Origin of the sequence: Pseudomonas baltica, from assembly GCF_031880315.1 — a bacterium.
Lineage (GTDB): Bacteria > Pseudomonadota > Gammaproteobacteria > Pseudomonadales > Pseudomonadaceae > Aquipseudomonas.
In genome coordinates, this window is record NZ_CP134771.1 from 5675846 (window position 1) to 5689466 (window position 13621).

A 13621-nucleotide genomic window follows, 5' to 3' on the forward strand; every position below is an offset into this window, starting at 1 on the left:
CTTCAACCTTTGACTGGCTTTGGAGTTCACGCATATGGCTGCTTTATCGCAATCGAGTCAAACCGGGGAAGACCCGGCGCATCATCCTGTCTCCACCGAAGCGCGCATGGGCCGTCTGTCCCTGACCATGGCTTGGTGGGCGGTGTGCAGCGCGATGTTTTACATCGTGGTGGGTGCTTCATTGGCGTTGTCGTTCGGTGCGCGCAATGCGCTGATCGGCATGGTCCTGTCGGTGATCAGTTATGGACTGGTCAACAGCGTGCTCAGCCGTTTTGCGATTCGCAGCGGCTTGTCGGTGGCGTTGTTTTCACGGCTATTGTTCGGCAGCACCGGGGCGTGCCTGGCGACGTTGATTTTCTTCTCGACCGCGATCTATTACGCGGTGTTCGAAGGTTCGGTGATCGCCGTCGCACTCAATCACCTGTACCCGGAACTGGTCTATCCGCTGGCGGCATTGGCGGTGGTGCTCTACAGCGTGCCGATGATCCTGGGCAGCGTGCAGCACTGGCTGGACAAGCTCAACGGCGTGTTGCTGCCCGTGTACCTCGGTGGTTTGCTGGTGGCGGTGGGGCTATCGATCAGCCGTTACGGCTACCAGCCGCAATGGCTGGATTTCGGCCCGGCAACGCCCAGTGCATTCGGCTGGTGGGATTGTTTTGTCGCCTACATGGGCGTCTGGGTGTTGATGCTGTTCACCTTCGACTATGCGCGTTTCGGCAAACCTGAAGACGCCGAGTATCACGGTCGCTGGAACTTCGGCATGCCGTTCTACGCGGTGACATTTCTGCTCAACGGCGCGGCGGGCATTTACCTGGTCAGCAGCATTCCCCACGAAGGGGCGCTGAACGAAGTCTCGGTGGTGATGGCGGTTTTGCAGTTGATGGGCCTGTGGGGTTTGCTTTTTGTCTGGGCAACGCAAACCAGGATCAATACTGCCAACTACTACTTGGCGACCCTGAACATGCAGGCATTCTTTGGTCGATTTGGCCTTCGCGGTTCTTACCTGATGTGGGCAGTGGCGGTGGGGGTGATCGTCTACGGCTTGATGCTCGCGGACGTGTTTGCCTACATCCTCAAGGCGCTGGCCTATCAGGGGATTTTCGTGGTGGCCTGGGTGGGTGTGGCGTTAGCGCAGATTGTCTACGGACGCAGTGACGTGGCAGCGCTCGAACGGGCGGTCGCGTTTAACCCGGTGGGCTTGACGGCCTGGTTTGGCGCCACCGCATGGGGTCTTGTGTTGATGTTTTCCGGCGGCGGCCTGAGCAGCTTTTCCGCACCATCTACCGTGATAGTTGCATTTGCCTTGCAAGCAGGCTTATCCCATCGAAGCCGGTTGCGGTTACGGTTGGCAGACTAGAGTTTTGCAATCACTCATCCCGTACCCGCCTGCTCTAACAAGGTAGAGCGGGCAATGGAGGCTCATTACGAATTCGCTGATGGGTTACCTTTAGAGCGTTGCGTCCACCGGTTGAATCTACAACCCAAAGCGGTCAGTCAGATTTTGAGCGACAGCCAGATGACTTGTCCCAGAGGGCTGCGGAATCGACGTGGACGTGCTTTTGTTTGTGGGGCTGGAATGGCGTATCAAGCGTGCCTAGCGCTACCGAAATCCAGTCGGCAAATTCACCCTCACAACGTGACCAGAACAGGGTCGAACCGCACTCTGCACAGAACTCGCGCAACACCGTCTGCGAGGATGCATAGGTCTTGAGGTTGTTGGCGCCGCGAAGAATTCTTAGCGCGCTACGCGGAACGCTGCCATACGATGCAAACGCTGCTCCGTGAGCCTTGCGGCACTGGCTGCAATGACAATGGCTTACTGCTTTGGGAGGGACGAGCAACTCATAACCGACCTCTGCGCAAAGGCAGCTTCCTTGATATGCCCCTGGCATTTGTTTCTCCATGCGGTCAAAACAACTAGTGTAACCGCCCCGAACTCAATCCGCAGAAAGACCGCCTTTGACCGAGTGCGATCGACTATCAGATCAGCAATCTTTTCGAAGCGGGCAAGCAGCCAGGGATAGGCATCCACAGTCTATGCAGCCACCCAATTTGTCTCGCAACATCATTAACGTGGCTCCTTTGGCGTGTTTGATGTCCCGTTTTTGATCCGTCTTATTGCTACCGTAAAGCATCAGACAGCTTGTCTGGCCTGATCGGACGTGATGCACCCGGTAGCCAGGACCCACGAAAGCACGCACTTCACTCAGACCGTTGCCGACGGGCTCTGTATCACCAAAGTTTCCGTTTTGTGCCTGCAACATCCTGACGGTTACGGCTGATTTTCCTTGGACGTTTTTGATCCCGCCCAGCCAACCAGTAATTCTGGCGTGGTATCGATTGCGTACATGGGTTTATCGTTTTCGGTCATGCGTCAAAAGTGGCCTAGTGGCCACACCTGTCCGATGCGCGCCTGTCGCGCGAACGCTTGGGCGGCGTCGACTTTGGAAGAGGACGCAGCCACCGCGCACTCACTGTTTAGCTGTGCCTTTAGAAAGCTCCATGATCATGCGCGTCAGCAGGTAAATCCGTGGCGAGACGCTTTCGACTTCGGCGTATTCTTCGGGGGTATGGATGTTGCCGCCGACGATGCCAAAACCGTCCAGCGTCGGCACGCCAACACTGGCGGCCAGGCTTGCATCGGCTGCGCCGCCGCTGCCTTCGAGGGTCAGCGTACGGCCCAGTTCGCCGTAGATGCCTTGAGCGACAGCCACCAACTTGTCGGTTTCGGCGGTTTGCGGCATGGGTGGCAGGCCACGAATCAGCTGGGTCGACACTTCGGTTTCCGGGATCAGTTTGTCAGCCGATACTCGCGCGAGATCCTTTTCGATCCGGTCGAACTCTTCCGGCACGGCTACGCGCACATCGGCCTTGGCGCTGGCTCGATCAGGGATGACATTGGTGCGGTCACCGGCATTGATCACAGTAAAGTTGATGGTGGTCTTCTTCTCGGCATCGCCCAGTTTCCCTAGTTGCAGAATCTGGTGTGCCGCTTCCATCGCCGCGTTACGGCCCAGCTCCGGTGCAACGCCCGCATGGGACGCCTTGCCCTTCACGTCGACCACTGCTGTCGCACTGCCTTTACGCCAGACAACCAGGCCGTCAGCGGGGCGACCCGGCTCCAGGTTCAGCGTCACATCGTGCTGCCTGGCGGTTTTCTTGATCAGGTCGGTCGCAGCGTCCGAACCGGTTTCCTCGCTGGCGTCCAGCAGGAAGGTGATCTGCGCGTAGTCGGTAAACTTCAGGTTTTTCAGAATCTGCAGCGCGTAAATCCCGGCGACAATGCCGCCCTTGTCGTCCATCACCCCGGGACCATAAGCGCGTCCATCCTTGATGTGGAAAGGCCGGGCGGCGGCCGAGCCTTCCTTGAACACCGTGTCCATGTGCGCCATGAGCAAGATCTTCGCTTTGCCCGTGCCCTTGAGCGTGGCGATCACATGGTTGCTTTTGTCAGGGGGCGTATTGGGGAAGGTCTCAATGGTCGCTCCGAGCTTTTTCAATTCATCGACGACCATGGCGCTCACCTTGCTCAGCCCCGGCTCGTAACCGGAGCCGGAATCGATATTGACCAATTGCTCCAACAGCTTCAGCGCAGGCTCCTTGGCTTGCTCGGCGCCAGCCTGAACCAGTTTGTCGGGCGTCGCCGCCTGAGCGAGGGAGCCGCCACCAAAAGTGACAGCAAGCGCCAAAGCACAGGCAATGGCAGAGCGCGAAAGCATTAACGGCATGGGTCGTTCCTTGAGTGTGACGGATTTATCAAAAGATCTCGGCGATTCCAAACGCAGATGCGCCGTGGCTTGAAGTTGCGGCTTTAACCGTAAGATTGCGTCCACTGAGAATGTGGTGTAGCGCCAGTAATGCGGGCTCGTTTGCCTACTCCTCCCGCAACCCCTGCGCCGTATTCAAATCCGTCACCAGCACATCCACGAAGCCGCCCTTGAGCGCGCCACGAATTGCCTGAACCTTGCGGCTCCCGCCCGCCAAGGCCAGCACGCGTGGCACGCTGTGCAGCTTGGGCAATGCCATTGACACGACGAACTCCTCGTCTTCGCCGAGCACGGGCTTGCCGTTGGCGTCGAAGTAGCGCAGGCAGATGTCTCCCACCGCGCCGCGCTCGGCGAGCACCCGCAACATTTCCTCGGTGTAGTAGTTGCCGCTGTTGCGTAGCAGTTGCGACGGCTCCAGTTCACCGACGCCGACAATGGCCAGGGTGACGCTGTCGAAGCGCTCGATGACTTCGCGCACTTCGTCCATCTGCATGATGCGTTCGCGGCTTTGCACGGACTGCTCGATACTCTGCGAGGGCAGCAAGTAGGCGGGGCAGTTGAGCAGCGTGGCCAGGCGCTGGGTCAGCAGGGTGGCTTCGAAGGCACCCTTGTTGCCGACCCCGCCTAGCAGTTGCACCACTTCGCGGGCGGCCTGGCGGCCCGGCAGGCTGTGCAGGTGCCCGACCATGGCACGAATCGTGGAACTCCAGGATGAAATACCGATGCTGTCATCGGCGTTCAAGGTGGTTTCCAGATAATGAGCGGCGGCCGAGCCAATCGCCTGCTTGATGCTTTCTTCGTCGTCAGGCACTGTCGCTTCGACCACGATCACCCGGCGCACGCCGTAGCGTTGCTGCAGTTCGCGTTCAAGTTCCAGATGCAGCCCCTGGGGGCGCATCACGGTAATCTTCACCACGCCGTCCTGCAGCGCGCGTTGCAAGGCGCGGCTGATGAAGGACTGCGAGAGGTCGAGCTGTGCCGAGATCTGCGACTGCTTCAAGCCTTCCTCGTAATAGAGGCTGGCAATTTTGGTAATCAGACGCAGTTCTTCGATCTGGCTCATGACTCTCTCGATGACGGGCTTGTACAGTAACAATCAGTTCACTACCGCCTGCATCATAACAAATCAGGACATGATCAAGCCGCCGTCGATATTGATCGCCTGGCCAGTCAGGTAGGCGGCGTCGTCGCTCGCCAGGAACGCCACCAAGCCTGCCACGTCTTCGGGTTTGCCGGCGCGGCGCATGGGGATATTGCCGACCCATTCAGCCATCAGCTCGCCTTTGGCGTATTGCTTGTGCTCGGTGCTGAGGATCTGCCCCCATACACGGTCGTTGTACTCCCACATCTCGCTTTCGATGATGCCTGGGCAGAAGGCGTTGACGGTGATGCCATGGCGCGCGAGTTCCAGCGACAGGCTCTGGGTGATGCCGATCACGCCCATCTTGCTCGCCGCATAATGCGGGGTGTAGACAAAGCCCTGGCGGCCCTGGCCGGAGGAGGTGTTGATCAGCCGGCCGCTGCCCTGTTTGACCATGTACTTGGCAGCTTCTCGGCAGCAAAGCCAGACGGCGGTGGTGTTGACCTGCAGCACCTTGTCGAAGTCGCTGCGGGGCATGCTGTCGAAGTGGTCGATGGTGATGATGCCCGCGTTCTGCACCGACACGTCGATGCTGGCGAAGCGCTCGAATGCGGCAGCGTACATCTGCACCACCTGTGCTTCATCGGTGACGTCGACGCCCAGCGCCAAAATCTGTGCGCCATGCCTGCCGGCGATCTGCTCGGCCGTGGCGGTCACACGAGCCAAGTCGTTGGACGCCATGACCAGATTCGCCCCTTCCCGGGCGAAGCGCTCGGCGATGCCGGCACCGATGCCGCGGCAGGCGCCGGTGATGACGATGGTCTTGCCAGTGAATCGTTGCGACATGTCATGCACTCCTGAGGTGGGCTTACCAGCAGACGAAGCCACCGTCGACGATCAGGTCGACGCCGGTGCAGAAGGACGCGGCCTGACTGGCCAGAAAGATCGCCGGGCCGACGATCTCCTCGACGGCGGCCATGCGTCCCATCGGCGTGGTTTGCTCGAAGATTTTTACCTGCTCGGCGACTTCCGGGCGCGAGTTCATGGGCGTAGCGGTGTAGCCCGGGCTGATGCAGTTGACACGCAGGCCCTGGTCGGCCCACTCCATGGCCAGGCTTTTGCTGAGATGGATGACCCCGGCCTTGGACGTGTTGTAGTGGGCCTGCAGCAGCCCGCGGTTGACGATGCTGCCGGACATCGAGGCAATGTTGACGATGGCGCCTTTGCCGCGCGGCAGCATCACCGCCGCCTGTGCTTGGCAACTGAGGAAGACGCCCGTCAGGTTGACGTCGAGCATGCTCTGCCAGCGCTGCAGCGTCAGCTCTTCGGCGGCTTGGGCATTGGCGATGCCTGCGCAGTTGACCGCGACGCTCAGCTCGCCCAGTTGGCTTTCACAGCTGGCCACGGCGGTTTCCAGACTGGCCTTGTCGGTGACGGTGCCGCTCAAGGCCAAGGCACGACGGCCCAGCGCCTGGATACGTTCTACGGTCTGGCCAATGCCGGCACTGCCGGGCAGGTCGAAGCACGCCACGTCGGCGCCCGCCTGGGCCAGGCCCACGGCAATGGCCTGGCCAATGCCGCTACCGGCACCCGTGACGAATGCGGTTTGCCCATCGAGTCGAAAAATTTGCATACAGGCTCCGTTATTTTTTGGTTTTGTAGGGGGAGGGCTCAGGCCGTGGCCAGCTCCATGACGGTCACCGGCGTGGCCTGCCCGCGCTCAAGAATGCCCATCTGCCGGCCGCGACTCATGACCATCACCCGATGCGACAGGCCGAGTACTTCGTCGAGGTCGGAGCTGACCACGATCACCGCCATGCCGGTGGCCGCCAGCTGTGCGATCACCTCGTAGATGGCTGCGCGGGCGCCGACGTCGATGCCGCGGGTCGGCTCATCGAGAATGAATACCTTGGGGTTGCGCGCCAGCCACTTGGCGATGACGACCTTCTGCTGGTTACCGCCCGAAAGGTTCGACACCGCCTGTTCAGGTTGGCCCTTGACGCCTAGCCGGGCAACGGCCTTGAGGGCGAAATCGCGCAGGCTGGCCGGCATCACCCAGCCCTTGCCCTCGATCAGATCGGTGTTGCCATAGGCGAGGTTGTCTTCGATGCGGTGGCTGACGATCACGCCTTGCTGTTTACGATCCTCGGGCACCAGCACCACGCCGGCCTGGATCGCCTCATAAGGGTTGGCAAAATGCCGGTCCTGGCCTTCGAGCTGCAGGTGGCCCTGGATGTTCTGGGCTGCTCCGGCAATGGCCCGTACCAGCTCGGTACGCCCGGCGCCGACCACCCCGGCGATGCCGAACACTTCGCCGGCTCGCACGCTGAACTCGATACCGTGCAGGGCGAATTCACGGCAGGTCAGGTCCTTGATCTGCAGCACTACCCGCGCGGACGGCTCGGTCATCTTCGGGAAAATCCGCTCCAGGCTGCGCCCCACCATTTCCTCGACCAACTGGCGCACTGGCAACTGGGCCGTGGCATGCACGGAAATCTGCCGGCCGTCGCGCAACACCAGCACGCGGTCGGCGATGCGGGCGATTTCTTCCAGGCGATGGCTGATGTAGATGAACGAAACGCCTTCAGCCTTGAGCCGCTCGACCTGCTTGAACAGCAACTCGGTCTCCTCGCCACCGAGCGCTGCGGTGGGTTCGTCGAGAATCAGCAGGCGCGCCTTGAGAGTCAGGGCCTTGGCGATCTCCACCAGTTGCTGGGCGGCGACGCTCAGCCCGGCGACCTTGCGCGACGCCGGCACATTCAGGCCAAGGCGTTGCAGTTGCTTGTCGGCTTGCGCCTCGATGTATTCGCGGTCGACCCGCCCGTTGCGCATGGGCAGTCGGCCAACGAACATATTTTCGGCGATCGATAGCTCGGGCAGCAGGCGAATCTCCTGATGAATGAGGCCGATCCCGGCATCCAGTGCGGCCCCAGGAGTGGCTGGGGCATAGGGCTGTCCGAGCCAGGTCATGCTGCCGCCCGCATCGGGCTGCACTACGCCGGCGATGATCGATGACAAGGTCGACTTGCCGGCGCCGTTCTCACCCAGCAGGGCCAGGACTTCGCCGGGGCGGATGTCGGCGTCGATCCCCGCCAGCACCTGCACGCCAGCGTAGTTTTTGCCGATATTGCGCAGGCACAGGGCGGCTTCGCCGGTCGTCGATGATTCAGTAACGTCTGCTGTGAGGGCGTGCATGGTCACCGTCCGGCTCAAGGGTGCTGTTTGATGAAGGGCTCGACGTTGTCCTTGGTGGTCAGCACGGCGGGCAGCAATTGCTCTTTGGGTACGGGCTTGCCGGCCTTGAAGTCAATGGCCGAACTCACCGCCAGGCGACCCATGGCTTGGGTCTGCTGGGTCATGGTGGCTTGCAGCACGCCACTGGCAACGGCCTTGAGCGCAGCAGCGTCACCGTCGAAACCGACAATGGTCACCGGGTGGTCGAGGTTGCCGACCTTGACGGCCTGGGCGGCGCCCAATGCCATGGCATCGGCACGTCCGAAGAACACGGTGATGTTGGGGTCGCGTTGAAGCATGTCCTGGGCCACGGCGAAGCCTTTGTCCTGAGCCCACTCGGCCGGCTGCTGGGCAACCACCTTGAGGTCGGGAAAGGCTTTGAGGCCTTCATCAAAACCCTTGGCGCGGTCGTTTTCCGGGGTGGTGCCGATCTGCCCTTGCAAAATGGCTACGCGGCCTTTGCCTTGGGTGACCTTGCCCACGTATTCGGCCAGGGCCTTGGCGCCGGCCACGCTGTCGCTGGCGATAAAGGTGTCGCCCGGTGCGTCCGGCGCGTTGCGATCGACGGCGATCACCGGGATACCCGCCGCCTTGGCTGCTTTCACCGGCACACCGGCGGCGGTGGCGCCGGCCGGAATATAGATCAGCACGTCGATCTGGCGGGTGATCAGGTCTTCGATCTGGCTAACCTGGGTGGCGGAGTTGCCCTGGGCATCGACCGTGATGACTTTCACCCCCTTGGCCTTGCCTTCGGCTTCTACCGATTGTTTGATCTGGTTGAAAAAGTCGGCCTGCAGGTTGGCGACCGCCAGGCCAATGGTCAGGTCCTTGGCCTGGGCGGTGCCGGCGGCAACGGTGGCAGCACAGAGAGCGCAGGCGAGCAGCAGTTTACGGGTCTTGAACATGGCAATGACTCCTGGTTTTTATTGTGGTGCTACGGGTATGGGGCGAGTGCTATGCACGATCGTTACGGCGGCGCAGGGTGTCGAGCGTGACGGCCAGGGCGATCACCACACCGATCACGACTTGCTGAATGAATGGCGAAACGCCTAGCAGATTCAGACCGTTGCGCAGCACGCCGATAATCAATACGCCGACCAGGGTGCCGCCGATGCCACCCACACCACCGCTCAGGCTGGCGCCGCCAATGACCACGGCAGCAATCGCGTCCAGCTCCATGGTCAGGCCCGCGCTGGGCTGCGAGGAGTCGAGGCGCGCGGCCATGGTCACCGCAGCGATACCGGCCAGGGCGCCGCTCAGGGCGTAGACCCAAAGCGTAATCTTGCGCACCTTGATGCCCGACAGACGCGCTACCTCGGCGCTGCCGCCGATGGCATAGAGGTTGCGCCCTCCGGCGCGGTAGCGCAGGTACACCCAGGCACCGGCAGAGAGCAGCAGAAACAGGCCAACAGTGGCGGACAGAAAGCCGAAATGCCGCACCGTGGCCAACGCGGTGAACCAGTCCGGAAACCCGACAATCTGCCGGCCCTCGGTGAGGATATTGGCCAGCCCGCGCGCCACGGACATCATCGTCAGGGTGGCGATGAAGGCGGGCAGGCGGGCATAGGAAATCATCAGCCCGGACACCAGCCCTGCCAGCATGCCGGTGCCAATTGCCAGCACGATGGCCAGGCCTAGCGGCACGCCGACGTCCTGATATAGCCAACCGAGCATCATCATCGAAAACGCCAGTACCGAACCGACCGACAGGTCGATGCCGCCAATCACGATCACCGCTGTCATGCCTAGGGCGAGAATGCCCAGCACGGTGACTTGGTCGAGGATGTTGAGGCCGTTGCGGACCGAGAAGAAGTAGTCGGAACTGAAGGAGAAGACCAGCACCAGCAATGCCAGGCCAATAAGCGGCCCGCCGATGTTGTTGGGAAGCAGTTTGACCAGACGTGAGCGGCTGGCGCGTTTGCCGGCCGATTCAGAGGTGCCGGAATTAGGAACCGAAACGTTACCGTCCACGGGGTGTTCTCCTGATTATTTTTTTTGGAGTACAGGTTCTGACATGCCCGCCGCACAGTAAAACCTGCGGCTTTGTCAGCACTGAATAAATATGCGTGGCTGAATTTCAATTCAGGTTCGGCCTGCGGTGGATGATTGTCAAGCAATTTAATTATCCGAGCCACCTCTTGACCGTCGGAAAAAAAAGGGCCTAAATATATTTGCACAACTGAATAAATATTCAATAAAGCGATCCTGCTGCCGCCCCCGCGAGGCAGCTCACGAGGGACAGTTCATGAATGGTTTCCGGTACGACGCCACGCAGATTCGCGAAAGAGCCCGGTTGATCCGGCAGCACATCATCCACCTCAATGCCAACTCCCCAGCCGGTGGTCACACCGGTGCTGACCTTTCGGAAGCGGACATCCTCGCCACCTTGTACTTTCGGATACTCGACGTGGCGCCTGAACGCACCCAGGACCCTGAGCGCGATATCTATATCCAGAGCAAAGGCCACGGCGTCGGCGGTTTGTATTGCACCCTGGCGGAGGCGGGCTACATCCCACTTGACTGGCTGGCGACCTACCAGCACTTCAATTCACACCTGCCAGGCCACCCGGTCCGCCAGAAAACCCCTGGCATCGAGCTCAACACCGGTGCTCTGGGCCACGGCTTGCCGGTCGCTGTGGGGCTTGCGCTGGCGGCTAAGATGTCCGGCAGCCAACGGCGCATCTATGTGTTGACGGGGGATGGCGAGTTGGCCGAAGGCTCCAACTGGGAAGCGGCCATGTGTGCGGCCAAATACAAGCTCGACAATCTCTTCGTGATCGTCGACAAAAACAAACTGCAACTCGCGGGCTTGACCGCCGATATCATGCCGCTCGACCCGCTGGACGTGAAATGGGCGGCGTTCGGGTTCACCGTCAGTGAGTGTGACGGCAATGATCCGGCGCAGTTGATCGAGCACTTGGAGGCCATGCAGGGGCGCAGTGGTGCGCCGCAGGTATTGATTGCTCATACCGTCAAGGGCAAGGGTGTTTCGTTCATCGAAGCGCGTCCCGAATGGCACCACCGGGTGCCCAAAGGCGATGAAATCGCCGCTGCGCTGGAGGAACTGAGCCATGTCTGAAGCCGAGCATTTCGCAACCATCATGACCGATGCCTTTATCGCCGCCGTGGACGCCGGCATCGACCTGGTGCCCGTGGTCAGCGATTCCACCTCGACGGCCAAGATCAGCCCCTTCGTCAAGCGTTTCCCCGAGCGCCTGATCAACGTTGGTATCGCCGAACAGACGTTGGTGGGCGTGGCCGCCGGTCTGGCCTTGGGCGGCAAGGTGGCGGCTACCTGCAACGCCGCGCCCTTTCTGATTTCCCGCGCGAATGAACAGATCAAGGTAGACGTGTGCTACAACCAGGCCAACGTCAAGATGTTCGGCCTGAATGCCGGTGCCAGCTACGGCCCGTTGGCCAGCACCCACCACAGCATCGACGATATTTCGGTGATGCGCGGCTTTGGCAACGTGCAGATTTTTGCCCCGGCCGATCCCCTGGAATGCCGGCAAATTGCCGATTACGCGTTGCGCCATGTGGGCCCGGTGTATATCCGCCTGGATGGCAAGCCGCTGCCGTCGTTGCACAGCAGCGATTACCGATTCGTTGCGGGTCAGGTCGACGTGCTGCGCCAAGGCGCCGACGTGACGATCGTTGCCCTTGGTTCGGTGGTGCATGAGGCTGTCGACGCCGCCGGTCTGCTCGCCGACAAGGGCGTGGCCGCGCAGGTCGTCAACCTGTCCTCGATTCGGCCGCTGAACCGGGAAGCACTGCTTGAAGCGCTCACCGGCAAGGGCGGGGTGGTGACAGTAGAAGAGCACAACATCAATGGCGGCGTCGGCAGCGTGGTCGCTGAAGTGCTGGCCGAGGCCGGGCTGGGCGTGCCGCTGATTCGCTTGGGTATCGCCGACGGCGAGTACGCCGCCGCAGGGGGGCGCGAGGCCACCCGGGCCTTGCATTGCATCGATGCCGCCGGTATTGCTGCCGCCGCGTTGCGGTTGTGCTGAGGGCCATGAAATGAGCGATCGCACGCCCTTGATTCTGGCTATTGATGAAGGCACCAGCAACGCCAAGGCGGTGCTGGTCAACCTGCATGGCCAAGTGGTCGCGCGGGCCTCCAGGCCCCTGGGACTCAGCCACCCGCAGCCGGGTTTTTCCGAGCAGGACCCAGAAGAGATCTGGACCAGCACCCTGGCCAGCATCGAGGAATGCCTGGCCCAGGTGGCGTGCCCCGTCGATGCCCTGGCCATCAGCAATCAGCGTGAATCGGTATTGGCCTGGAGCCGGCATACAGGCGCCGCCCTGGCCCCCTGCGTCAGCTGGCAATGCCGACGCTCGCTGCCCTTGTGCACCGAGTTGCATGCGCAAGGCCACGAAGCCGGTGTGCTCGCCAAGACCGGCCTGACCCTGGACCCGATGTTTTCGGCTGGCAAAATGCGCTGGCTGCTCGACCAGTTGCCCGATGGCCATGCCCGCGCCGCCGCAGGCGAGATCTGCCTGGGCACCGTGGACAGCTGGCTGCTGTGGAAATTGAGCGGCGGCCAAGTCTTTGCCACCGACCCGTCCAACGCGGCGCGTACGCAGCTCTACAACCTGCACACCGGTGATTGGGACGACGAGTTGCTGGCGCTGTTCGGCATCCCTCGTCAGGCGCTGGCGAAAATTTTACCGAGCGCGGGTTTTTTTGCCGAGACCGTGGCGTTGGGCACGCTGCCAGCCGGGCTGGCCGTGCTGTCGATGATCGGTGACTCCCATGCCGCGCTGTATGGGCAGGGCGGTTTTGTCCCCGGGCGGGTCAAGGCCACGCTGGGCACCGGCTCGTCATTGATGACGCCCATGGCGGGGCCGCTGGCCTCAGCCCACGGCCTGTCGACCACGCTGGCTTGGCACGATGGCAGCACGCCCACCTTTGCCTTGGAGGGCAATATCGTCCACACCGGCGCGGCCGTGCAGTGGGCGGCAAAGCTGCTAGCCAGTGACGCACCCGGCGCCGAGTCGTTGGACGCGCTGACCGAGCAGGCCGCCGCGTTACCTGACAACGGCGGTGTGTACTTTGTCCCGGCGCTGTCCGGGCTCGGTGCGCCGCATTGGCAGGCGCATGCTCGTGGAGTGATCTGCGGCCTGACCGAAGCCAGTTCGCGAGCCCATATCGTGCGCGCTTCACTGGAGTCGATCGGCTACCAGATACGGGACGTGTTCGAGGCCATGGAACATGATATCGGCGAGCCGCTCAGGGAGATCTGGGTCGATGGCGGTGCTACGCGCAACCGCTGGCTGATGCAGTTTCTCGCTGACCTGCTGAGTCGTCCGGTCATCCGCAGCCTTTCACCGGAAGTTTCGGCGTTAGGCGCTGCGCACCTCGCGGGCAAGGCCTTGGGCCTTTGGACTGATCAGGATGCGCTGCTGGCGCTGGACCGCCCCCGCGAACGCTTCGAGCCTAACCCGCATCGGGCGTTGCAAGGGCAGTACGAAGCGTGGCAACAGGCGTTGCGGCGGGCGTTGGTGGTGTAGCGATTACGCGCCGCCGCCCGGAGGCGAA

At 61.7% G+C, this 13621-nt stretch carries 12 protein-coding genes and 1 pseudogene; 4 read left to right on the forward strand and 9 right to left on the reverse strand.

Going from position 1 to position 13621, the window contains the following annotated elements; genetic code table 11:
* Positions 1-34: 34 nt before the first annotated feature.
* Entirely contained in the window at positions 35-1357 is a 1323-nt protein-coding gene (locus tag REH34_RS25830) for an allantoin permease (RefSeq protein WP_311969672.1), read from the forward strand.
* Between the two features lie 133 nt (positions 1358-1490).
* Here REH34_RS25830 and REH34_RS25835 read toward each other — a convergent pair whose 3' ends face one another.
* The 9 genes and pseudogenes from REH34_RS25835 to REH34_RS25875 all read right to left on the reverse strand — a co-directional run bounded on the left by REH34_RS25835 (position 1491) and on the right by REH34_RS25875 (position 9981).
* Entirely contained in the window at positions 1491-1892 is a 402-nt protein-coding gene (locus tag REH34_RS25835) for a GFA family protein (RefSeq protein ID WP_311969674.1), read from the reverse strand.
* A gap of 189 nt (positions 1893-2081) precedes the next feature.
* Positions 2082-2350 (reverse strand): annotated as a pseudogene (locus REH34_RS25840) (type II toxin-antitoxin system RelE/ParE family toxin); the annotation flags it as partial.
* A 121-nt stretch (positions 2351-2471) separates the two neighbouring features.
* Complete coding sequence (locus tag REH34_RS25845; protein ID WP_311969675.1) at positions 2472-3728, reverse strand: M20/M25/M40 family metallo-hydrolase; 1257 nt, start codon at positions 3726-3728, stop codon at positions 2472-2474.
* 145 nt (positions 3729-3873) lie between these two features.
* On the reverse strand, positions 3874-4830 hold the full coding sequence (locus REH34_RS25850) for a sugar-binding transcriptional regulator (protein ID WP_311969676.1): 957 nt from the start codon (positions 4828-4830) through the stop codon (positions 3874-3876).
* 63 nt (positions 4831-4893) lie between these two features.
* Positions 4894-5694 (reverse strand): SDR family oxidoreductase, encoded by an 801-nt coding sequence (locus REH34_RS25855; protein ID WP_226506206.1) that lies wholly within the window; start codon positions 5692-5694, stop codon positions 4894-4896.
* Positions 5695-5716: 22 nt separating this feature from the next.
* Positions 5717-6481, reverse strand: coding sequence for an SDR family oxidoreductase (locus tag REH34_RS25860; protein WP_311969677.1), 765 nt, complete (start codon positions 6479-6481; stop codon positions 5717-5719).
* Between the two features lie 38 nt (positions 6482-6519).
* Complete coding sequence (locus REH34_RS25865) at positions 6520-8043, reverse strand: sugar ABC transporter ATP-binding protein (protein ID WP_311969678.1); 1524 nt, start codon at positions 8041-8043, stop codon at positions 6520-6522.
* A gap of 14 nt (positions 8044-8057) precedes the next feature.
* Positions 8058-8987 (reverse strand): sugar ABC transporter substrate-binding protein, encoded by a 930-nt coding sequence (locus REH34_RS25870; protein WP_226506209.1) that lies wholly within the window; start codon positions 8985-8987, stop codon positions 8058-8060.
* A 49-nt stretch (positions 8988-9036) separates the two neighbouring features.
* Complete coding sequence (locus REH34_RS25875; protein WP_226506235.1) at positions 9037-9981, reverse strand: ABC transporter permease; 945 nt, start codon at positions 9979-9981, stop codon at positions 9037-9039.
* Positions 9982-10327: 346 nt separating this feature from the next.
* Between REH34_RS25875 and REH34_RS25880 the strand changes: the two genes are divergently transcribed.
* Genes REH34_RS25880 through REH34_RS25890 form a run of 3 tightly spaced genes read left to right on the forward strand, consistent with a single transcriptional unit; the run spans position 10328 to position 13593 of the window.
* Positions 10328-11161 carry a transketolase gene (locus REH34_RS25880; protein WP_311969679.1) on the forward strand — a complete coding sequence of 278 codons (834 nt, stop codon included), beginning with the start codon at positions 10328-10330 and terminating at the stop codon, positions 11159-11161.
* Positions 11154-12089, forward strand: a complete 936-nt coding sequence (locus tag REH34_RS25885; protein WP_226506211.1) for a transketolase family protein — start codon at positions 11154-11156, stop codon at positions 12087-12089. Before REH34_RS25880 ends, REH34_RS25885 begins: the two co-directional genes overlap by 8 nt.
* A gap of 10 nt (positions 12090-12099) precedes the next feature.
* Positions 12100-13593, forward strand: a complete 1494-nt coding sequence (locus REH34_RS25890) for an FGGY-family carbohydrate kinase (RefSeq protein WP_311969680.1) — start codon at positions 12100-12102, stop codon at positions 13591-13593.
* The last annotated feature ends 28 nt before the right edge of the window (positions 13594-13621 follow it).

Coding starts and splice junctions, on each gene's coding strand:
- REH34_RS25830 (WP_311969672.1), top strand. CDS start 35: ATGGCTGCTTTATCGCAATCGAGTCAAACCGGGGAAGACCCGGCGCAT.
- REH34_RS25860 (WP_311969677.1), bottom strand. CDS start 6,481: ATGCAAATTTTTCGACTCGATGGGCAAACCGCATTCGTCACGGGTGCC.
- REH34_RS25865 (WP_311969678.1), bottom strand. CDS start 8,043: ATGCACGCCCTCACAGCAGACGTTACTGAATCATCGACGACCGGCGAA.
- REH34_RS25880 (WP_311969679.1), top strand. CDS start 10,328: ATGAATGGTTTCCGGTACGACGCCACGCAGATTCGCGAAAGAGCCCGG.
- REH34_RS25845 (WP_311969675.1), bottom strand. CDS start 3,728: ATGCCGTTAATGCTTTCGCGCTCTGCCATTGCCTGTGCTTTGGCGCTT.
- REH34_RS25835 (WP_311969674.1), bottom strand. CDS start 1,892: ATGCCAGGGGCATATCAAGGAAGCTGCCTTTGCGCAGAGGTCGGTTAT.
- REH34_RS25850 (WP_311969676.1), bottom strand. CDS start 4,830: ATGAGCCAGATCGAAGAACTGCGTCTGATTACCAAAATTGCCAGCCTC.
- REH34_RS25885 (WP_226506211.1), top strand. CDS start 11,154: ATGTCTGAAGCCGAGCATTTCGCAACCATCATGACCGATGCCTTTATC.
- REH34_RS25855 (WP_226506206.1), bottom strand. CDS start 5,694: ATGTCGCAACGATTCACTGGCAAGACCATCGTCATCACCGGCGCCTGC.
- REH34_RS25870 (WP_226506209.1), bottom strand. CDS start 8,987: ATGTTCAAGACCCGTAAACTGCTGCTCGCCTGCGCTCTCTGTGCTGCC.
- REH34_RS25890 (WP_311969680.1), top strand. CDS start 12,100: ATGAGCGATCGCACGCCCTTGATTCTGGCTATTGATGAAGGCACCAGC.